A 19,542-nucleotide genomic window follows, 5' to 3' on the forward strand; every position below is an offset into this window, starting at 1 on the left:
GCTCCCAATCGAAGGAAGGTCGACGTGGCCGGATCGCTTCCGAGGACTTTCGCCGTGTCCGTCCTCACGGCGTCGCTCGCTCTGACCGCCGCACTTCCCGCCTCCGCCGAGGACGACGGCGCCCTGCCGGCCGTCCTCCCCCGCGTCGAGACGCCTGCCCTGTACGACGACGAGGCGGGCGGCAACTCCGACGCGGACGACCCGGCGATCTGGCGCAACGCCGCCGACCCGGACGCCAGTCTGGTCGTCGCCACCGCGAAGGAGGGCGGCCTCCGGGTGTACGACCTCGGCGCCCGGCTCGTGCAGTCGCTCGCCGCGCCCGCCGGACCGGGTCCCGAGGACGCGCCCGGCCGCTTCAACAACGTGGACGTGGTGCAGGGTCTGAGACTGTCCACCGGGCGTGCCGACCTCGCGGTCACCACCGACCGGGGCAACGACCGGCTGCGGTTCTACCGCATCGACCCGACGTCGCCCGGCCGTCCCCTCTCGGACGTCACGGACCCGGCCGCCGCGCCGGTCTTCTCCGCCGACCAGTCGGAGATCAACGAGCAGCAGACCGCGTACGGCCTCGCCACCTGGACCGACAGGGCGAGCGGCCGCACCTACGCGCTCGTCAGCCGGCGCGAGCGTACGACGATCGCCCTGCTCGAACTGACGCCGACGGCCGACGGCAAGGTCGGCTACCGCAAGGTCCGCACCCTTGCCCTGCCGTCCTCCTTCCGCCTGCCCGACGGCACGTCCTGGTCGCCGTGCGCCGAGCCCGGTGAACTGCCCCAGGTCGAGGGCATGGTCGTCGACCCGGCGAACGGCACCCTGTACGCCGGCCAGGAGGACATCGGCATCTGGCGCGTGCCCGCCACCCTCCGGGGGACGCCGCAACTCGTGGACACCGTGCGGGAGTACGGGGTCCCCGGGACGTACGACGAGGTCACCGAGGAGTGCGTGAACGGCACCGACCCCGGTTACGGCGGGACGCGGATCGCCGCGGACGTCGAGGGCCTGACCCTGGTGGGCGAGGCGGACGGCGACGGCTATCTGCTGGCCTCCAGCCAGGGCGACAACACCTTCGCCGCCTACGACCGCGAGCAGGGCGACGACAACGAGTACGAGGGCGGCTTCCGGGTCGCCGCCACCGCGACGGGCCTCGACGGCTCGGAAGAGTGCGACGGCGCCGCGGCGCTCGAGGCGCCCTTGGGCCGCAGGTTCCCGGGCGGTCTGCTCGTCGTGCAGGACGGGCACGACGACGCCGGGCAGGCCGAGGACCGTACGGCGACGAACTTCAAGTTCGTCGACCTCCGCGAGGTCCTGACCGCGCTCGACGACTGAGGTGACGCGCGGGTGCGGCGGGGAGGACTCCCGCCGCACCCGGGCGGCTCACCGCGTGGCGGGTCCCTCGTGCGGCTCGGTCGGGCGCAGATCGGCGATCAGCCGGGCGCCGGTCACCGCCGCGTCGTCCTTGTGCGATTCCCAGCGTCCGAACGTCTCCGCGGCGGCCTCGGCGAAGCCGGTCGGCAGGCCGACCTGTGCGCAGGCGCGGGCGATCTCGCGCATCTCCGGCTCCCAGCGCCAGGCCTTGCCGCCGGCGCCGGCCAGGCGTTCGGGCGCGGCCAGCGGCGTGTGAGGCAGCGCCCCGGCCGCGAGGTCGGTCAGCTCGTCCAGGACTCCATGACCGTCGGCCAGCGCGCAGGCCTGGGCCGCGAGGGCGTAGGCGATCTTGTTGTAGGACGCGAAGGCCAGCTTCAGCGCCGACGCCCGGCCGATCGGGCCGTCCAGCGCAATGGGCGCGAGCGCGGTACCCGCGAAGAGGCCGGCGACCCGGGCGACGGCCGGGGCGTCACCGGAGAGGTACAGCCGGCTCGTGCCCGCCTCGCGGGGCGGCGGGCCGGTGATCCCGCCGTCCACCACGGTGGCGCCGCTGCCCGCGAGCACCTCGGCGATCCGCGCCATCCGCTCCGGGCTGACCGCGTTGGCGTCGACGTACACCCCGCGGAAGCCGGCCTGTGCCACCTCCTCGGCGACGTCGAGGGCGGCGGCCGGCGGGCACACGCTGAGGACGACCTCACAGCTCTCGGCCAGCTCCCCGAGGTCGGCGGCGGCCCGCAGACCGATCTCGGCCGCCCGCCGCCGGGTCGCCGCCGACCGTCCGAAGGGCAGCCACCAGACCTCGGCACCGCCCATCACGGCCTGCGCGGCCACCCGCGCGCCCATGTCACCGGGATGCAGGATCCCCACGTCTCCACGAACCATGAGCGGACCCTAACCCGGCGGCGGCGGCCACCTGCCCCGGAGTCCGTGGCTCTGGTTCTCACCCGCCCGGTGGCCCCGCTCCGTCGCCCTTGAGGCGTTCGAGGTCGGAGGGGCGGACCTGGATCACGACGACGGCGATCAGGGCGGCCATCAGCGTGCAGACGGCCGCGACCACGAAGCCCGCCGACACGCCCGCCGTGAGGATCTCGTCGGCCCAGGGCGCCGGGAGTTCACCGGTGCGCTGGAAGCGCAGGCGTTCCGCCGGGGTCGCCTGGGACAGGAACGCCGGGATCTGTTTGTCCGCCTCGTTGTTGCTGACCGTGCCGAACACCGTGACCAGGATGGACAGGCCGAGTGAACCACCCACCTGCTGGGTGGCGTTGAGCAGCCCCGAGGCCGCGCCGGTCTCCCGGACGGACACGTTGGACAGTGCCATCAGGGTCAGGGAGACGAACTCCATGCCCATGCCCAGGCTGAACACGAGCATCGGGCCTAGCACGCTGCCCGCGTAGGTGGAGTGGACGTCCGTCAGGGTCAGCCAGCCCAGCCCCGCGGCGGCCAGGACCCCTCCGACCACCATGAACGGTTTGGGACCGTACGTCGGCAGGAAGCGGGAGGCCAGGCCCGCGCCGACGGCGATGACCGCGCTCACCGGGAGGAAGGCGAGTCCGGCCTGGAGGGGGCTGAAGTCCAGCACGTTCTGCACGAACAGGGTGAGGAAGAAGAACATGCCGAACATGCCGGCGGCCAGGCAGAGCATGATGCCGTAGGTGCCCGCGCGGTTGCGGTCGGCGAACATGTGCAGCGGTGTGATCGGCTGCCGGGAGCGCCGCTCCACCAGGATGAACACCGCGAGCAGGACGACGGCCGCGGCGAAGGAGGCCATGGTGAGCGCGTCGCGCCAGCCGTCCTGGGCGGCCCGGATGAAGCCGTACACCAGCAGGACCATGCCCGCGGTGGAGGTCGCCGCGCCGGCGATGTCGAAGTGGCCGGGGTGGCGTTCGGACTCCTTGATCCAGCGGGGGGCCGCGAGGGCGATGAGCAGGCCGATGGGGACGTTGACGAAGAGGACCCAGCGCCAGTTCAGCCACTCGACGAGGATGCCGCCGGCGAGCAGTCCGATCGCGCCGCCGCCCGCCGAGACCGCGGCGAACACGCCGAACGCCCGGTTGCGCTCGGGTCCTTCGCGGAAGGTGGTGCTGATCAGGGCGAGGGAGGTCGGGGAGGCGATGGCCCCGCCGACGCCCTGGAGGGCGCGTGCGGCCAGGAGTTGGCCGGGCCCCTGGGCGAGGCCGCCGAGGAGCGAGGCGAAGACGAACAGCAGCACGCCGAAGACGAAGACCCGCCGCCGGCCGAGGATGTCCCCGGCCCGGCCGCCGAGCAGCAGCAGACCGCCGAAGGTGAGGGTGTAGGCGTTGACCACCCAGGACAGGTTGGCGGTGGAGAAGTCCAGGGAGCGCTGGATCTCGGGGAGAGCGATGTTCACGATGGTGATGTCCAGGACCACCATCAGCTGACATGAGGCGATGACGAACAGCGCCATCGGGTGTCCGCCGCCGCCCGGCGACCGGGCGGAGGTCTGGGACGCTGAAGTGGGCTGCGGAGATGTGCTCATGGCGTGTCGCCCGCACAGGGGCGGGCCCCTGGGAGATTCAGTGAACGGTCACGTCCACTGTCGTGTCACCGTTCGACCGTACGCCGCCGTCCGGACCGTCACCACTCGATCATCGGGGGCGTCGTCGCGGGCCCGTCGGCGGGACCGTCATCGCCCCGTCCTCGCGGGCCGGTCGGCCCGGCTGTCACCCGCTCCGGCGTCGCGGGCGCGTCCGCCGGGCATCGGCGTACCAGGACTCCCCCGTGGTCCTGGCACGCCGCCCGGGTTCCGGCGGTGTCCGCCGGAGGGTCACCAGGATGCGTCGGAGCCGGGGGGCGTGTCGTTGGCGAGGCGTCCACGGTCGGTTGGCGGAGCGTCTCCGGGGGCGTCGGGCCCGGGGTGTTCGCGGGCGCGCAGTTCGCTGGGCGGGAGGCCGTAGGCGGTGCGGAAGGCGCGGGTGAACTCGGCGGCCCGGGGGAAGCCCCAGCGCGCGGCGACGGCGTGGATCGGCGTCGCGCTCCCGGCGGGGTCGAGGAGTTCGCGCCGGGCGTGCTCCAGTCGCTGGTCGCGGATGTACGAGGCCACGGTGAGCCCTTCGGCCTGGAAGAGGCGGTACAGGTGGCTGCGGGAGATGTGGTGGGCGGCGGCGACGGTCGCGGGGGTCAGCCCGGGGTCGGCGAGGTGGCGGCGGACGAACGCCTTGACGCGCAGGGTGAGGGTCCGGTTGTGGCTCTCCGGAGGCAGGCTCAGGTCGGCGTCCAGGGCGTGCGCGAACGCCGCCGAGACCAGGTCGGCGACGACGGTGGCGAGGCGGGGGCCGTCGGAGGGCCGGTAGACGGAGGTGTCCGCGGCGACCTGCCGCAGGAACTGTGCCAGCAGGGCACCGATGCCGTCCGTGGCCGAGATACGCCGTCCCATCACCTGGTCGGCGTGCCGGCCGGGCAGCGGGACCTGGGCGCGGGGGATCTCCAGCCCGACGATGGTGACCGGGTCGGCTCCGGTGTGGATCTCGAAGGGGCGCGAGGAGCTGCTGATGTGGAAGTCGTTCATGGTGTAGACGGCCTGCCGGCTGCTGCCCCAACTGGCCGCGCCCTCTCCCTTGAGGAGCAGGGAGAGGTGGTGGACCTCGGGGTCGGAGGCGCGGATGAGCTTGGGGGTGCGGCGGAAGACGAGCGGGTCGAAGGTCGCCGGCCAGACGGTCACGTCGCCGAGAAGGATGGCGCGTTGGCAGCCGTCGTAGTCCGCCGCGCGCTCGCTGCTCAGCTGCATCGGCGCGTGGGTGCGCCCCATGCGCTGGACCCAGGCCTCGAACCGGTCGGCCGCCGGGAGGTCCTGGGTCCGGAAGACCGACTCGTGCACCACACAGGCAGTCAATCACACCGGTGATCGCGGTGAGTTGGGGGCGGGCACCGGGCCGTGACCGGCGGCGGGGCGGCCCGGAACACCGACCGCCATGTTACTGAACCGTAACCTACCGACCGCTACCCCGGGTAACCCAGTCGCCGTTACCTTCCTGACAGTTCGTCTAAGAACGCTTTCTGTACGGCATGCGGCGGTGGTGGGACGACCGGCGCCGCATGCCGGGCGGTCCGTCCTCACCGGACCGCGCGTCACCCGAGCCGCAGAGGAAGGCTCGGCCTCCCTTCTCCCCCCGGAGGTCCGCCATGCCCGCCCCCACCCGCCTGCCCGCCCCCGCCCGCCTGCTCGCCGCTGCCGTCACGGCCGCCGCCTGCCTCGGCACGACGGCCGTTCCGGCCGGCGCCGCGACACCCACGGAACCCGTGGTCTCCCGCGGGGTCACCATCCCCGCCTTCTACACCCCGCCCGCCTCGCTGCCGGCCGCCGACGGCGCGCTGATCCGCACCGAACGGCTCCCCCTCGCCCTGAGCCTGCCCGGCATCAACGGCCCGCTGCCCGGCCGGGCGACCCGCCTGATGTACCGGTCCACGGACTCGGCGGGCCGGCCGATGGCCGTCACCGGCGCCTACATCGAACCGACGGCCGCCTGGAAGGGCACCGGACCACGGCCGCTGGTCGCCGTGGCCCCGGGGACCATGGGACAGGGCGACCAGTGCGCCGCGTCCCTCGGCCTGGAGCGTCCGCTCCTGCTCAACGGGCAGACGGTGTCGGTCGGTTACGAGGACCTGGCCATCTACCGCCTGCTCGCCCGAGGTGTCGCCGTCGTCGTCACCGACTACACCGGCCTGGGCGCCACGGACCGGCTGCACACCTACGTCAACCGGGTCGACGAGGCCCACGCGGTGCTGGACGCCGTCCGCGCGGCCCGCTCCCTCGACGGGACCTCGCTCACGGACGGTTCGCGGGTGGCGCTGTTCGGCTACAGCCAGGGCGGCGGGGCCACCGCGGCCGCCGCCGAACTCCAGCCGACGTACGCCCCCGACGTGCCGCTCGCCGGCACCTACGCCGGAGCGCCGCCCGCGGACCTCGTCGCCGTCACCGCGGCCATCGACGGCAGTGACCTCGCCGGTGCGCTCGGCTGGTCGGTCAACGGCTTCCTGGAGTCCGACCCGGAGCTGAAGCCGATCGCCGACGCGCACCTCAACGCGGCCGGCCGGGCGGCCCTCAAGGATCTGTCCACCATGTGCGTCGGGGACGCCCTCCTCGCCTACAACTCGGCGCGCAGCACGACCTGGACCACCGACGGCCGCTCCCTCGGCGCCATCATCGAGGGTGAGCCCGCGCTCAAGGCGTTCCTGGCCGATCAGCGCATCGGCAGGCTCAGGCCCGCGTCCCCGGTGCGGGTGGCGACCGGCACCGCCGACAACCTCGTACCGCACGGACAGGCCCGGGACCTCGCCGTCGCGTGGTGCGCGAAGGGGGCGGACGTCACCTACAAGCCGGTCGTCCTGCTGCCGCTGGGCAACGCCCTGCTCAACCACTTCGCCCCGCTGCTCACCGACCAGGGCGACGCCATCTCCTGGCTGACCGACCGGCTCGACGGCAGGCCCGCCCGCTCCAACTGCGCGACCCTTCCCTACAAGCCCTGAGACGGGGGCATGACGACCGCCGTCCACCGTGGGCCGGACGCGACCTAGGGCATGTTTCGAAAGGAGCGTCGTCTGCCCGAAGGGCAGGCCGGGCGGCGTCTGGTGCGTGCGATCGCAAGGCGGAGGGTCGTCCCGATACTGGTTGTATCGGGACGACCCCGACAACGCGGCGAGCGTGCGTGTCAGACGCCGCCCGGCAGACGGGACTTTCGAAACACGCCCCAGGGTGGACGGCATGGTCGAGGTGGAGATCGTGCAGTTGCTGGTGTCGCCCGTGCACCGGTTCTCGGGGCGGCCCGCGGACGGACCGTCGGACGGGCCCGGCGACGAACTCGTGCCGTCGGTGCGGGTCCGCGCCGGTCTCGGGCTGGTCGGCGACCGCTACTTCGGCCGGCCCGCGCACCGGGACCGCCTCGGTGACGGTGATGGCGGCCGAGAGCCTCCCCCGGGACATCGCCCCCGCCGCCGATCTCCGGCACACCCGCCGCAACATCCTGCTGCGGGGCGTCGACATCGACGCCCTCGTCGGCTCGACGGTCGTCCTGGACTCCGGGGGCGGTGCGGTGACCTCTCCGTCAACCGTCCCGCACGGCCGTGCACGTGGCTGGACGTCACCGTCGGACCGGGCGCGCAGCGCGCCCTGCGCGGCAAGGGCGGCGTACGGTGCACTCCCCTGTCGGACGGGGTGCTGACCGTCGGCGGAGCGACGTTCCGCGTCCTCGGCGACGAGACCGCCACTCCGTCCGTCCGACCGCCGCCTACGGGCCGTCGAGCAGCCCCAGCCGGGCGACGATCCGCTTGCCGACCGGCTCCGGCACGACGGCGACGTCCTGGGCCACGGCCATCACGATCTCCAGGCCGTGCTGCCCCACCCTCGTCGGATCCGCCTCGCGCGGCACCGGCAGCGCCGGTTCGCTGTCCCAGACCGCGATCTCCACGGCGGCACCGGCGATGCGCAGATGCAGCAGGACCGGGCCGGGCGCGTGGCGCAGGGCGTTGGTGACGAGTTCACTCACCACGAGCTGCGAAAGATCCATCGTGCGGGCCGAGACCGGCACCCCGTGATCGCGCTGCACGCTCGTGAGGAAATCACCCGTCAGCTCCCGCGCCCCGGCGATGCAGCCGCTCTCCCCGTCCAGGGCCACCGTCGTCTCGACCCGGCGCCGCTCGGGACGCGGGGAACCCTCGTCAGGAGGGACAGGTTCCATGCGGACCGCCTTCGCTACCCCGTTCATGACCGCGCGCATACCCCCGAATCGGGCTCCTACGCCCCAGCCGCACCACTGTCGGAGGGCGCCGGAACGGGCGCCCGTTCCCGGCGTCCGGTGCCGTACCCCGTCCCGGCCGCCGACAGGGCGGTCCCCCGGCTGCGGCTCGGGAGGTGGTGCCGTCGTCGCGAACGCAGTCGAAGGCCGGCGCGGGGAGCAGGAGGAGCGGCAGTCCACGAGGTGCCGGACCGTCTCCCCGGAGCCCCGTCCCGGCAGGCGGGCGGCGGCCACGAGTCCGCGCCGGACCAGGCCTCGCGCAGGGAGGGCTGCACACTTTCGGCCGCCATGAAGTACAGGCCGCCGGCGGCGCGGCGGACCGGCGCAGCAGCCGCACACCCCGCACGGCGGTGCGTCACCTTCCGTCGGCCCCGCCGGTCCGGCGGCGTGGGGTCCGCCGACGCTGGTCGCGGCACCCTCCCACGGCCGGCTGTGACACGGGCCGCAGCCCGCGTCACAGCCATGCCACGGTGCGTCAGCCGATGTGGTAGCTGTCGCCGTACACCTTCCAGTCCAGGGGCGGTTGGAGGTCGAGGTTGCCCTTGCGGAGGAAGACGCGCTGGGCGGTGTCGACGCGGCTGGTGTCGCTGTGCGCCTCCTCCTGCTTCATGGCCCAGACACGTGCGTCGAGGAAGGCGTTGAGGTACGCCGTCTCGTCGCCGCCCTGGGCCGGGGTCTTCGCCCGGGACAGGGCGCGCCGGCGGATGCTGCCGAAGCTCGCGGAGTCGCCGCCGTCGCCGTGCATGACGATGGCGTCGTAGTACGCGAACTGGCCCAGGACGCGCAGGCCGTCGGCCTTGGCGCGGCGCACGGCCGGGTCGAAGTAGACGCGGTCGCGTTCGTCGTTCTGCGCCTGCTGGAACGCCGTGTCCTGGGCCGCCTTGCGCCAGTCCCGCGGGTAGTTCGGGTCGAGGCCCTGGTGGGAGTCGGTGCCGTCGACCGCGCGCAGGGCGGGGAGGTACTTCGCGAGGACGTTGCCGGGTTTGCGGGCGGCGTACAGCTCGACGAGGTCGAGCATGTCACCGGTGCCGGAGCAGAAGCCGATGATGCCGGCGGTGTAGCCGCGGCCGTCGCCTATGTCCTCGATGTACTTGTACTGGGCCTTCCAGTCGAGCGAGGAGTTCTCCGCGCTCGACACCAGCTTCATGGCGATCTCCTTCTTCGCCGGGTCGTCGAGGCCTGCCGCCACGAGGGGCTGGGGGGCCGCGGACGCCTGCGGGGAGGCGAGGAGCGGGACCGCCGTCAGGGCGGCGAAGAGAGCGAGGACCGTGCGGCGGGACGCGGCGTTCGGGTCCTGCGCGCCGGGGGACTTGTGCACCACAGTGACTCCAGTCGAGGAGTGGGGGGTGGATGGAGGTGGATCTGCGGGCGACTCGGCGAACAACTGACAGGAAGGTTTCCTATCAAGGCTGAAGGCAAGAGGTAACCCTTACGAACGCAGGTTCGTACGATCGAACAAGCCCGCCGCGCCCCCACCGCGCCCCTGCTGGGCCGTCAGGGGGTACCGGGCGCGTCTCCCCGCCAGTCGAAGCGGCCGGCGTCCCCGGGCCGCTCTTCGTACAGGGCCCAGCCGCCGGGGCCGTAGCGACCTATCTCGGTGGTCAGCGCCACCTCGCGCAGGTCGCCGCCGGGGCGGTCGGTGACGTCCAGCAGCAGCCCGTCCAGTGGGCCGCCCACCAGTTCCGCGTAATCGCGGTCCGGGCGGGGCGCCGCGTCCTCGTGGTCGGCGCCGTAGACCCGGCCCCGCATGAAGTCAGCCTCGTCCATGACCAGCAGCTTCGCACCCGCCACTGACAACGGCCCGTCGAGCCGCCGCCCACCCTGCCCCACTTCGGCCAAGCCGATGGCCGAAAAGTGCCGAGCAGGGGCATTTCATCACACTGCGGGTAGGTTTCCGTCCCTGGCACATCGCGGTGTACGGGGTGGGGGTGCCGGCTCTGGGGACACGCAGGGAGAAGCGAGCGTCGGCGGGCGGGTCCTGGCGTGCCCGGCGGCGCCGACCCGTGCGCGAGCCGCGCGCGGCGGGCCGGTACGGGCCGGGGCTGCGCGAGGTGCTGCCCGGCCTCGCCGCGCTGGCCCTGGTCGTGTGTGCCGCGACCGCGGCCCTGGCGCTGGCCGGACGCGCCGTCGGCCCATGGGTCCCGGCCCTGGTCCTGGTGACGCTCGGCGTGGTCGCCGTCGTCGCGCTGCGCCGGTCCCGGCGGCCCGCCCGGCGGCGTCAGGGCTACTACACCGCCGAGGAGTTGGCGGATCTCGACCCGTCGGCGCTGGTGGTCGCGGTGGCGCGGATGCTGCGGCGGGACGGCTGGCGGGTGCTGCCGCCGTCCGCCCACGACGCCGTCCATCTCGCCGCCCGCGACCGGCGGGGGCGGCTGCTCGACGTGGCGTTCCGGCCGGTGGCCGAGCCGCTGCCGGACGAGGACGGCGCCTGCTCGTGCCGGGCGCGGTGGCGGTCCGGACGCCCGGTGCGGCTGGTCGTGCACCGCGGCACGTTCTCGCACCGCGACGAGGTGTGGGCCGCGCGCCGGCCGGACACCCATCTGCTGGACGGCGCCCGCCTGTCGCTGTGGGCGGGCGGGACGCCGCTGACCGAGATCACGGCCCTGGGCTGCCCGGCTCCGCCCCGCCGCGCCTGAGTCAGCCGTCCGTCCGTACCGTCCGCAGATAGGCGCCGAGGCGGGCGATCGCCGCCGGGTTGCGGGGGCTCTCCACCAGGTCGACGTAGTCGAGCACGACGATCCGGCGGTGCTTGACGGCCGACACGTCGCGCAACGGGGCGTAGGACAGGAGGAAGTCCTTCTTCTGCTCGGCCCCGACGTCTCCGTAGTCGCAGATCACGATGACGTCCGGGTCGCGTGCGACGACGCTCTCCCAGCCGACGGTGGTCCAGGAATCGGCCACGTCGTGCATGAGGTTGGTGCCGCCGGCCTCGCTGATGATCTGGTCGGGGGCGGCGTACCGGCCGGAGGTGAAGGGCTGGTCCTGGCCGCTGTCGTAGAGGAAGACCGTGGGCCGGGCGCCGCCTGCGGGGATCCCGGCGCGGACGGCGGCGACCTGCTTCTTGAATCCGGCGATCAGGCCGGCCGCGCGCTTCTCGACGCCGAACAGCTTGCCCAGGTTGGTGAGGTCGGCGTAGAGGGCGTCCAGGGGCGGCATGATGCCGCGTGAGCTGTCCGTGCGGCCGTTGCGGCAGGACTCCGTGAGGATGTACGACGGGATGCCGAGCTTCTTCAGGGCGTCCGGGGTGAAGCCGCCTTCTTCGCGGAAGCCGTAGTTCCAGCCGGCGAAGACGAGGTCGGCGCGGGCGTCGAGGACGTTCTCCTTGGTGAGCTGGTCCTTGGACAGCCACTTCACCTTGTCGTAGCCGTCCTTCCAGGGGACACCGGTCAGGTCGCCCTTGTCGTCGGGCATGGCGAAACCGGCCATACGGTCCTCCAGCCCCAGGGCGAACATCAGCTCGGTGATGCCGACGTCGTTGGTGACGACGCGTTCGGGAACCTTGTCGTAGGTGACCTCGCGGCCGCAGTTGGTGAGGGTGACGGCCTTGGCGTCGGTGGTCGCCGTCGGTTCCACGGTGGCGCCGCAGCCGGTGACGGTCAGGGCGAGGGCGGCGGCCAGGACGAGGGGGCGCAGGGCGGGCACGGGATTCCTTACGGGAGGAGGTCGAACAGGAGCTGGACGGTGCCGGTGACGGGATGCCGTACGGGATGGGCGTGGACGCCGAACACGTCCGCGAGCAGGGCCGGTCGGAGCACCTCGGCCGGGGTGCCGGTGTCGACGATGCGGCCGTCGTCGATCACGTACAGCAGATCGCAGTGGGCGGCGGCGAGGTTGAGGTCGTGCAGGGCGGCCAGCGCGGTGAGGCCGCTGCCGCGGACCAGGGAGAGGATCTCCAACTGGTGGGCGATGTCGAGGTGGTTGGTGGGTTCGTCCAGGACGAGCACGCGGGGCTGCTGGGCCAGCGCGCGGGCGATGAGCACACGTTGCCTCTCGCCGCCGGACAGGGCGAGGAACCCGCGGTCGGCGAGGTGGGCCACGCCGGTGCTCTCCATGGCACGGGCGCAGATGTCCCGGTCGGTGCGCGCGGTGCGGTCGCGGTGGGGCAGCCGCCCCATGGCGACCACCTCGGTGACGCTGAAGTCGAACTCCGCGGAGGACTCCTGGGGCAGGGCCGCCAGGACGCGCGCGGCGGCCGCCGGCCGCAGGGTGCGTACGTCGTCCCCGTCGAGGCGGATCACGCCCGCGTCGGGGCGCAGGGCGCGATAGGCGCAGCGCAGGAGCGTCGATTTGCCGCTGCCGTTCGGGCCGACGAGTCCGACGAACGCGCCCTCGGGCACGGCGAGCCGGATGTCGTCGACGATGCGGGCACCCGCCGCCTCGACGGTGACGCCCTCCACATCAAGACGCACGTTCCCCTCCCCGGCCGGACACCATCAGCGGCCCTCCAACGTCTGACCGCCGCACCGCATCAGCGACACAACAGCCGGCACACCGACGGACAACTCGACCCCAATCCGGCAAGACGCCACCGACCACACCCGCCAACCCGACAACGACGCCCTCCACATCAAGACGCACGTTCCCCTCCCCGGCCGGACACCATCAGCGGCCCCCGAACGTGTGACCGCCGCGCCGCATCAGCAGCAGGAAGGCCGGTACTCCGACGACGGCGGTGACGACGCCTACCGGCAGTTCGGCCGGGGCGAGCAGGAGCCGGGACAGCAGGTCCGCCCAGACCAGCAGGACGGCTCCGGCGAGGGGGGCCAGGACCAGTACGCGGCGGTGGTCGGCGCCGACGACCATCCGCACGAGGTGGGGCACCATCAGGCCGACGAAGCCGATCGCGCCGCTCACCGCGACGACGGTCCCGGTCACGGCCGCCGTCACGAGGAACAGTTCCCGGCGCAGCGTGGCCGGTCCGACGCCGAGCGCGGCGGCGGTCTCGTCACCCATCGCGAGGGCGTTGAGTGCCTCGGCCCGCCGGCGCAGCCAGGCCCAGCCGAGGGTGACGGTGACGGCCGCGATCGGCACCTGTGCCCACGTCGCCCCGCCGAGGCTGCCCAGCAGCCACATCATGGCCGAGCGGGCCGCCTCGCCCCGGGCCGCGCCGAACACCATCACGGTCGTCAGGGCCTCGAAGCCGTACGCCAGGGCCGTCCCGGTCAGGATCAGCCGCAGCGGGGTGAGACCGCTCGGGGAGCGGGCCACGGCGTACACCAGTGCCATCGCGGCGAGCGCGGAGCCGAACGCGGACACGGACAGCGCCCACACGCCCAGACCCGCGAAAGCGCCGAGCAGGATGACGGCGTTGGCTCCCACGGCGGCGCCCGAGGAGATGCCCAGCACGAACGGGTCGGCGAGGGCGTTGCGGACCATCGCCTGCACGGCCACGCCGACCGAGGCGAGCCCGGCCCCCACGACGGCGCCGAGCACGACGCGCGGGAGCCTGATCTCCCAGACGATGGTGTACGCGGCGCCGTCCCGGGCGGGCACGGTCCCGCCGGTGAGGCCGGCCCACAGCAGCCGGACCACCTCGCCGCCCCCGAGGCCCGTGGCGCCCAGGGCGACCGCGCCCAGCAGGGAGAGGAGCAGGACGAGGCCCAGTGCGGCGGCCAGGGGCGCGAGGGGCGTACGGCTGCGGCTCGCCGTAGGTCTTCGGAGCACGGGCGGGGCGGTCCTTCACCTCAGGCCGCCTGCTGGACCGTGAGACAGCCCGTACGGCCCGCGGGCCGCGCGGTCCCCCTCTCGCAGTCCTCGGCGAGCAGTCAACGGGTCGCTGCCCACCACGGGCGATCGGGCTCACGTGACGGACCGTCAGGTCGTCGCGCACACCGTTGCGGGTCAGCGCCGGACTCTCACCGGACTTCCCCCGTGGAAAGGCCCCCGGAGCCTAGCAAACGCCCTGCGGCGGCTCCGCGGTGGCCTCAGCCGCGAGGGCTCCGCCGGCGCGGGCGGAACAGGTGGGAGTCGAAGAACTGGGCGGAAAGGGCCGCCAGGACCAGGCCCGCCGCGAGGAGCAGGCCGTGCGGCAGGACGACGCCGGCGATCAGCGCGGCGGTCGCGACGGTGAGCCCGCACCAGCCGCGGACGCGGCGGTACTCGCGGGGCGGGGCCGGCCGCCCCTCGTCCGGCGACCGGGCGCAGCGGGGGTCGTCACGGGCGGTGGAGGCTGCCAGGTCGGTCAGGCGTTCGTCGTCGGTCGCGGACATGACTGTTCCCCTTGGGTCCGGTCGTCGGATCGGGGCGACGGCGACGGCGACGGCGGTTCCGGAGCCGAGGGGTGCTTCCCGGTCACGAGCCGCAGGAGGAGCGAAACGCGGCCCGCGGCGACCGGGCCGAGGACGGCCAGGACGAGGACGTACCCGGCGATGAAGGGGGCGAGGCGCTCGTCGAGGCCCGCACCGGCGGCCATGGCGGCGAGGATCAGCGCGAACTCGCCGCGGGCCAGCAGGGTGGTGGCGATGTTCGCCGCGGGTTCGGGGCCGTAACCGTGCAGGCGGACGGCGATCAGGCCGGCCGCCACGTGCACCGGGGCGCGACTGTGGGCCGTTCGAGTGGTCGCCGTGGGCGCACCGTCGTACCGTCGGTACGGAACCTCCACGGGGCGCTGGGCACAACCCGGGTCCCGAGAACATGCGGGAGCGGTCATGCGCGGACACAGGACGACGAGGACGGCGGCACTGCTCTGTGCGGCGCTGGGACTCACCGCGGCGGTCGGAACGGCCTCGGCCGCACCCACCGCGTCGCCGCCCGCCGACCGGTCCACCGCGCGGCCGACCGCATCGCCCGTCCTGGTCGACTGCCTCTGGCACCCGAAGGTGCGGCCCTCCGCCTTCATCCTGGCCTGCGGCGACGGCAACAGCCGGCTCGCCTCACTGAAGTGGGACCACTGGAACGCCAAGTCTGCGGAGGCCAGGGGCACCAACGTCGTCAACGACTGCAAGCCCTACTGCGCGGCGGGCACCTTCCACTCGTATCCGGTGGTCGTACGGCTGGACAAGGCGCAGCCCTGGACGAAGGACCCGCAGACGCAGCGCTACGACCGGATCGTCCTCGAGTACCCGGCACAGCGGCCCGAGCAGTTCGAGAAGGTCATGACCTACCCCCTGTGGGACTGAGCGGGACACCGGGCGGGGTGGCGGTCTCCCAGCAGCTGTCCAGATCCCGCTGGGCGGGTGGCGCGCCGCCGTGACTCCCGCCATCGTCCGCGGCCTCCCGTGGTAGGCCGCGCCGGGGTCGTCGCCGATCAGGGGCAGGATCTTGTCCAGGTCCGCGATGCAGGCCCCGAGGATCGTGACGTCTTGGTCGTCGAGTCCGCCGTGGAGTTCCCTCTGCACGAGGCCGGCGACGTCCGCGTCGAGCAGGACCAGGTCCGCGCCGTCGAGTCCACAGCGCGGAAACCCGCGGGGAACGGCGCGCGCAGGTGCTCCTCCCACAGCTGAGGGAGCCGGCCGTCGTGGTGGCCTTCACTCACGTCCGTGATCGTCTCCTTCGTGGCGGGGCGGGGCTGGGCTGGGTGGCGGTGCGGCCGGTCACTCCATGAGGCCGGCGGCGGTCGTCGCGCCGAGTTCCCAGCAGGCCTCCACCTCCGCCTTGCCGGGTTCCCCGGTGACCGTGACGGGTTCGGCCGCGCGGCGCCAGCCGAGGCCGGTCGTGAGGGCCTCGATGCCGCGTACGGCGCCGGTGACGTCGTTGCCGCCGTGCACGTAGTAGGCGAAGGGGCGGCCACGGGTGGTGTCGAGGCAGGGATAGTACACCTGGTCGAAGAAGTGCTTGAGAGCACCTGACATGTAGCCGAGGTTGGCCGGTGTGCCCAGCAGGTAGCCGTCGGCGGCCAGGACGTCGGAGGCGGTGGCGGCGAGGGCGGCCCGGCGGACGACGCGGACGCCTTCGATCTCCGGCGCCGTCGCGCCCTGGACGACCGCTTCGAACATCGCCTGACAGTTCGGCGAGGGCGTGTGATGGACGATCAGCAAGGTGGCCACGGCATCGAACCCTGCCCGCTCGGACGGCCGACCGCAAGCGGCGGCGCCGGTGCCGACCGCCGCGCCGGTGGGGCGGCTGGGCGTGCCGGTGGGGCGGCTGGGCGTACCGGTGGGGCGGCTGGGCGTACCGGTGGTCGGCTACGAGTGCCTGATGGGTGACCGCGCGTACCGGTGGGGCGGCCGCGGCGCCGACGGGATTCGAACCCGCGGACGAGTACGGGCAGACCCGCCCGATCCCGTCGATCGTCACGGGGAGGGTCTCCCCCGCGACGGTGCGATGGGCCGCTCTGCCACGGCGCCACGACCTGCCGGGGCCGCGCGACCCCGGTGCACTCAGCCTATATCTGCCTCAACGCCACTCCTCGGAACGGCACTTGACCCGCCGCACGGTTCAGCTTCCGTACCCCGCGTGATCAAAGCGCGGCACTCGTCCACACGTACCGAAGCTCCTTGCGCCGCCAGTCCCGGAAGGTGTCACTCCGCCGAGCGCCCCCTCCGTACGGTTCGGGACGCGAACGGGGCCGGAGGAGCCCGGCCCCGTTCAACCCGCAGAAGGAAGGGGCGCTGGGCGCGGCCGTCGTCGGCCACACCAGCGGCAAGGCGCTCGGCACGCTGGGCGGCGGCAGCGGCAAGGACCTCGACCTGGCGGTCGTCGCCGCGGGCAACACCGACGTGATCCGCGCCAGCCTGCTCACCGGGGAGTCGCCGCACTGCTGGCGCGGCCCGCCGCATCCTGACCGGATGCCTGACCGAACTGATCGCCCTTCAGGACGACTTGCTGGCCGGGCTGCGCCAGCCGGACCCGCCGGTGCCGGCGCCCCACTGCCCTGACGGCCTTCCCGCACGCGCCGGGGCCCGGCCGCCGCGACCTTCGTCGTACGGCGTCCGGGCCCATGGGAGCTGTGTGGATCAGCCGCCGCTCAGTCGGGCGCGCAGAAGATCCTTGCCCATCTCCGCACCCTTGCGGCTGTCCGCCTGGGCCTTGCGGAACAGGTCCGCGACCTCGGTGTCCTTGTCGCGTTCGGCGTCCTGGATATAGGTCTCCAGCCGCAGCGCGTTGTTCAGGCACGCCTCGACGTACCAGATGAGGTTGTAGTCCTTGTCCCGCGTACCGGTCACATCGCCGGTCTCTGCTCCAGTGGCCATGTGGGCCTCCTCCCAGCGTGCTGTCGACGTGGTCGTTTCCGCTGCCGGGTACCCACGGGGGCCACGGGCACACCGGAATGGAGGGGGCGGGGCGCGGGACCCGCCGGGGGGGCGGGCCGTAGGGGGCGAGGCGGACGTCCGACGGGGGGTGGGGGGCGGGCATACGGCCGCCGCCGGCCGGGGGCGCGGGATCCGCCGGGGGGCGGCCCGGAGGGGGACGAGGCGGACGTCGACGCCGGACGGGGGGCGGGCATACGGCCGCCGCCGGATCGGGGGCGGACATCCGGCCGTCGCCGGGTGGCTCGGTCATCCCGGCGAGCGGTGCCGGGCGCTCGACCGACGTGACAGCCCAGCACACGACCGAACAGAGCCGGGCGGCCCTATCCGGCCGCGGCCTGCCGGGCATCCCGGCGACACACAGCCGCTCTGACGACGTGAGCGGCCCTCCGGCCCGCCCCCCTGGGCTCTCACTCCTCGGTGGGCCGAACAATGGCGCGAAGGTCGAACGAACCAGACCCAAACGCCACGGTTCGCCACCCCTTCCACCACTTAGAAATATCTACCAGCATGCATATGCCGAGTCGGCAGGCTGCCGGCCGGCCGGACCCCGGGTCCGGTGGCGCCCGTGTGCGCCCGCCGGTTCCGGGCGGACCTCAGACGGAGCCGGATGATGAGCTATGCGATGTGGGCGCGCGGCGTGGAGTGGCTCGCCGCCGCCGCGACGGACCCGCGGAACTGCAAGCGGGAGTGGGATCAGGGTCACGGCGTCACGCTGCTGGAGGCGGGCCGCTACTGGACCGTGCTGAGCGTGCCCGACCGGCTGGGCCTGCTCACCCTGGACCTGCTGTGGCAGCCGACGCTGCCCGTGCCGGGGCCGACCCTCGTGGACACGGCGGCCCAACGGGTGGGCTTCTTCCTGCCGCCCGATCCGGCGAGCCGTTGGATCGGGGACGGTCTGAGACAGGCGGGCCGGGGCTCCTGGGTCGCGGTTCCCCCGCCGTATCGCCCGGCCCGCTCCCTGGAATGGCTGATCCCGCCGGACGGGACGGGTGCACTGCACTCCCCCGGCACCCTGGAACTGGCGCTGCGCCAGGCCAACGGCACCCTGGCCGTTCTCACACCGCCGCGCGGCGCCTAGCGCCCCACGGGCCCGACGCCCTGGGTGAGCCCGGTGAGCGACACCCACTGCACGTCGGGACGGGCGGGAACGGTCCGGCCGCGGGCGCGCCACTCCGCGACGAGGCGGGCGTAGATGGGTGCGCGGCAGGAGGGGCCCACGGCGGGCTGGGCGTAGAGGAGGCCGGAAGTGCAGTCCCCGGCGGGCGGACGCGGCCGTGCGGGACAGGGTCGGCGGGAAGGTCGGTCCATGCCGGAGCAACGCGACGCCCGCGCCGGTGGTACGCGCCCGCTCCCGCGCTCACCGGGGAGGGTGAACACGGACCCCGTTCGGCGCACTCCACCGTCCGATGATCGGCCCGGCACGTGAGGCTCGACGGGAGCCGTCCGCAGGGAGAGAAGGTGTCCCTGCGGGACGCAAGTCTCATCGGGCCTGATGTCCCAATGAGACATCAGGTCTGCGGGCTACCCCGGCACTACCGACGCGGGCTCCCCCGGCACTGCCGAAGAGTGAGAGCACCATGAGCACCGCCCCCGTCCCCGCGCCCACCGCCGTCACCGACCACGCCTCCGAGTTCTCCGGGAAGACCGCCCTGGTGACGCGCGCCGCCTCCGGCATCGGCTGACGCCGGCGCGGGTGATCGCGCTGGACGTGAGCGAGGACAAGCCGCGGCTGGCGCGCCAAGTGGGCGCGCGCGAGGCGGTGTCGCCGGACGCCGCGGCGGCTGACGCGGTGCGGGCGCTCACCGGCGGCCCGGGGGCCGAGGCGGTCTTCGACTTCGTCGGTGCGGAGCCCACGGTGCGCATCGCGGGGGCCGTCGCGGCGGCGGAGGGTGAGGTGGCGATCGTCGGGATCGGCGGTGGCGTGCCGCCGGTCGGCTTCGGCAGCCTGCCCTTCGAGGTGTCGGTGTACGCCCCGTACCGGGGCAGCCGCAGTGAGCTGTCGGAGGCGCTCGCGCTGGCCCGCGCCGGAGCGGTGTCGGTGCACACCGAGACGTTCTCCCTCGACGAGGCGCCGCTGGCGTACGAGCGGTTGCACGCCGGCGAGACCGACGGGCGCGCGGTGATCCTACCGAACGGCTGACCGGACGGGAGGCGGCACCGGCCACTCGGTGGCCGGGGGTCAACTGGCTTGAGGCGTAAGGCAATTCCGACAGTCGGCGCAGAAGTGAACAGATACC

At 73.6% G+C, this 19,542-nt stretch carries 19 protein-coding genes, 1 tRNA gene, 2 pseudogenes and 1 riboswitch; of the genes and pseudogenes, 7 read left to right on the top strand and 15 right to left on the bottom strand.

Annotation, left to right across the window (positions count from 1 at the left end; translation table 11 throughout):
- The first annotated feature begins 24 nt into the window (after window positions 1-24).
- On the top strand, window positions 25-1,326 hold the full coding sequence (locus tag ACFWJX_RS09850) for a phytase (RefSeq protein ID WP_383239466.1): 1,302 nt from the start codon (window positions 25-27) through the stop codon (window positions 1,324-1,326).
- A gap of 48 nt (window positions 1,327-1,374) precedes the next feature.
- On the opposite strand, the gene ACFWJX_RS09855 is transcribed toward ACFWJX_RS09850, so the two are convergent.
- From ACFWJX_RS09855 to ACFWJX_RS09865, 3 genes are all read right to left on the bottom strand, one after another.
- Window positions 1,375-2,247, bottom strand: coding sequence for a DUF1932 domain-containing protein (locus tag ACFWJX_RS09855; RefSeq protein ID WP_383239469.1), 873 nt, complete (start codon window positions 2,245-2,247; stop codon window positions 1,375-1,377).
- A gap of 58 nt (window positions 2,248-2,305) precedes the next feature.
- Window positions 2,306-3,862 (bottom strand): MFS transporter, encoded by a 1,557-nt coding sequence (locus tag ACFWJX_RS09860; RefSeq protein ID WP_383239472.1) that lies wholly within the window; start codon window positions 3,860-3,862, stop codon window positions 2,306-2,308.
- 288 nt (window positions 3,863-4,150) lie between these two features.
- Entirely contained in the window at window positions 4,151-5,203 is a 1,053-nt protein-coding gene (locus ACFWJX_RS09865) for a helix-turn-helix domain-containing protein (RefSeq protein WP_383239475.1), read from the bottom strand.
- A gap of 302 nt (window positions 5,204-5,505) precedes the next feature.
- Here ACFWJX_RS09865 and ACFWJX_RS09870 point away from each other — a divergent pair, with 302 nt between their 5' ends.
- Window positions 5,506-6,849: a lipase family protein gene (locus ACFWJX_RS09870; RefSeq protein WP_383239478.1), complete on the top strand. Its 1,344-nt coding sequence runs from the start codon at window positions 5,506-5,508 to the stop codon at window positions 6,847-6,849.
- A 758-nt stretch (window positions 6,850-7,607) separates the two neighbouring features.
- Here the strand turns inward: ACFWJX_RS09870 and ACFWJX_RS09875 are convergent.
- The 3 genes from ACFWJX_RS09875 to ACFWJX_RS09885 form a co-directional block, all read right to left on the bottom strand.
- Window positions 7,608-8,057 carry an ATP-binding protein gene (locus tag ACFWJX_RS09875; RefSeq protein ID WP_383239481.1) on the bottom strand — a complete coding sequence of 150 codons (450 nt, stop codon included), beginning with the start codon at window positions 8,055-8,057 and terminating at the stop codon, window positions 7,608-7,610.
- Between the two features lie 532 nt (window positions 8,058-8,589).
- Window positions 8,590-9,432, bottom strand: a complete 843-nt coding sequence (locus tag ACFWJX_RS09880; RefSeq protein WP_383239484.1) for a chitosanase — start codon at window positions 9,430-9,432, stop codon at window positions 8,590-8,592.
- Window positions 9,433-9,608: 176 nt separating this feature from the next.
- Entirely contained in the window at window positions 9,609-9,881 is a 273-nt protein-coding gene (locus ACFWJX_RS09885; RefSeq protein ID WP_383239487.1) for a hypothetical protein, read from the bottom strand.
- 236 nt (window positions 9,882-10,117) lie between these two features.
- On the opposite strand from ACFWJX_RS09885, the gene ACFWJX_RS09890 reads away from it, so the two are divergent.
- The gene (locus ACFWJX_RS09890; protein ID WP_383239490.1) at window positions 10,118-10,750 is read left to right on the top strand and encodes a hypothetical protein; all 633 of its coding nucleotides are present in this window, start codon (window positions 10,118-10,120) and stop codon (window positions 10,748-10,750) included.
- A gap of 1 nt (window position 10,751) precedes the next feature.
- Here the strand turns inward: ACFWJX_RS09890 and ACFWJX_RS09895 are convergent, their stop codons facing one another.
- From ACFWJX_RS09895 to ACFWJX_RS09915, 5 genes and pseudogenes are all read right to left on the bottom strand, one after another.
- Complete coding sequence (locus tag ACFWJX_RS09895) at window positions 10,752-11,747, bottom strand: ABC transporter substrate-binding protein (protein ID WP_383239710.1); 996 nt, start codon at window positions 11,745-11,747, stop codon at window positions 10,752-10,754.
- A gap of 17 nt (window positions 11,748-11,764) precedes the next feature.
- Entirely contained in the window at window positions 11,765-12,523 is a 759-nt protein-coding gene (locus tag ACFWJX_RS09900; RefSeq protein WP_383239492.1) for an ABC transporter ATP-binding protein, read from the bottom strand.
- Between the two features lie 193 nt (window positions 12,524-12,716).
- Window positions 12,717-13,730 carry a FecCD family ABC transporter permease gene (locus tag ACFWJX_RS09905; protein ID WP_383239712.1) on the bottom strand — a complete coding sequence of 338 codons (1,014 nt, stop codon included), beginning with the start codon at window positions 13,728-13,730 and terminating at the stop codon, window positions 12,717-12,719.
- 171 nt (window positions 13,731-13,901) lie between these two features.
- Window positions 13,902-13,984: riboswitch (cobalamin riboswitch) on the bottom strand.
- Window positions 13,985-14,038: 54 nt separating this feature from the next.
- Entirely contained in the window at window positions 14,039-14,323 is a 285-nt protein-coding gene (locus ACFWJX_RS09910) for a DUF3040 domain-containing protein (RefSeq protein ID WP_383239495.1), read from the bottom strand.
- Window positions 14,296-14,643: pseudogene (locus tag ACFWJX_RS09915) on the bottom strand (cation/H(+) antiporter); the annotation flags it as partial. The pseudogene ACFWJX_RS09915 and the gene ACFWJX_RS09910, both read right to left, overlap by 28 nt.
- A gap of 118 nt (window positions 14,644-14,761) precedes the next feature.
- Here ACFWJX_RS09915 and ACFWJX_RS09920 point away from each other — a divergent pair.
- Entirely contained in the window at window positions 14,762-15,232 is a 471-nt protein-coding gene (locus ACFWJX_RS09920) for a hypothetical protein (RefSeq protein WP_383239498.1), read from the top strand.
- Window positions 15,233-15,415: 183 nt separating this feature from the next.
- On the top strand, window positions 15,416-15,556 hold the full coding sequence (locus ACFWJX_RS09925) for a hypothetical protein (protein ID WP_383239501.1): 141 nt from the start codon (window positions 15,416-15,418) through the stop codon (window positions 15,554-15,556).
- A 90-nt stretch (window positions 15,557-15,646) separates the two neighbouring features.
- Here the strand turns inward: ACFWJX_RS09925 and ACFWJX_RS09930 are convergent, their stop codons facing one another.
- From ACFWJX_RS09930 to ACFWJX_RS09940, 3 genes are all read right to left on the bottom strand, one after another.
- Window positions 15,647-16,099, bottom strand: a complete 453-nt coding sequence (locus ACFWJX_RS09930; RefSeq protein ID WP_383239504.1) for a flavodoxin family protein — start codon at window positions 16,097-16,099, stop codon at window positions 15,647-15,649.
- A 183-nt stretch (window positions 16,100-16,282) separates the two neighbouring features.
- Window positions 16,283-16,399, bottom strand: a tRNA-Arg gene (locus ACFWJX_RS09935).
- A gap of 609 nt (window positions 16,400-17,008) precedes the next feature.
- Window positions 17,009-17,245: a hypothetical protein gene (locus ACFWJX_RS09940; protein WP_383239506.1), complete on the bottom strand. Its 237-nt coding sequence runs from the start codon at window positions 17,243-17,245 to the stop codon at window positions 17,009-17,011.
- Between the two features lie 670 nt (window positions 17,246-17,915).
- Between ACFWJX_RS09940 and ACFWJX_RS09945 the strand changes: the two genes are divergently transcribed.
- Window positions 17,916-18,383 (top strand): hypothetical protein, encoded by a 468-nt coding sequence (locus ACFWJX_RS09945; RefSeq protein WP_383239509.1) that lies wholly within the window; start codon window positions 17,916-17,918, stop codon window positions 18,381-18,383.
- Here the strand turns inward: ACFWJX_RS09945 and ACFWJX_RS09950 are convergent.
- A complete protein-coding gene (locus ACFWJX_RS09950) occupies window positions 18,380-18,613 on the bottom strand; it encodes a hypothetical protein (RefSeq protein ID WP_383239512.1) in 234 nt (77 codons plus the stop codon). The genes ACFWJX_RS09945 and ACFWJX_RS09950 overlap by 4 nt on opposite strands.
- A gap of 367 nt (window positions 18,614-18,980) precedes the next feature.
- Between ACFWJX_RS09950 and ACFWJX_RS09955 the strand changes: the two are divergent.
- Window positions 18,981-19,445, top strand: a pseudogene (locus ACFWJX_RS09955) (zinc-binding dehydrogenase); the annotation flags it as partial.
- Window positions 19,446-19,542: the final 97 nt, after the last annotated feature.

Origin of the sequence: Streptomyces sp. NPDC058335 (assembly GCF_042723915.1) — a bacterium.
Lineage (GTDB): Bacteria > Actinomycetota > Actinomycetes > Streptomycetales > Streptomycetaceae > Streptomyces.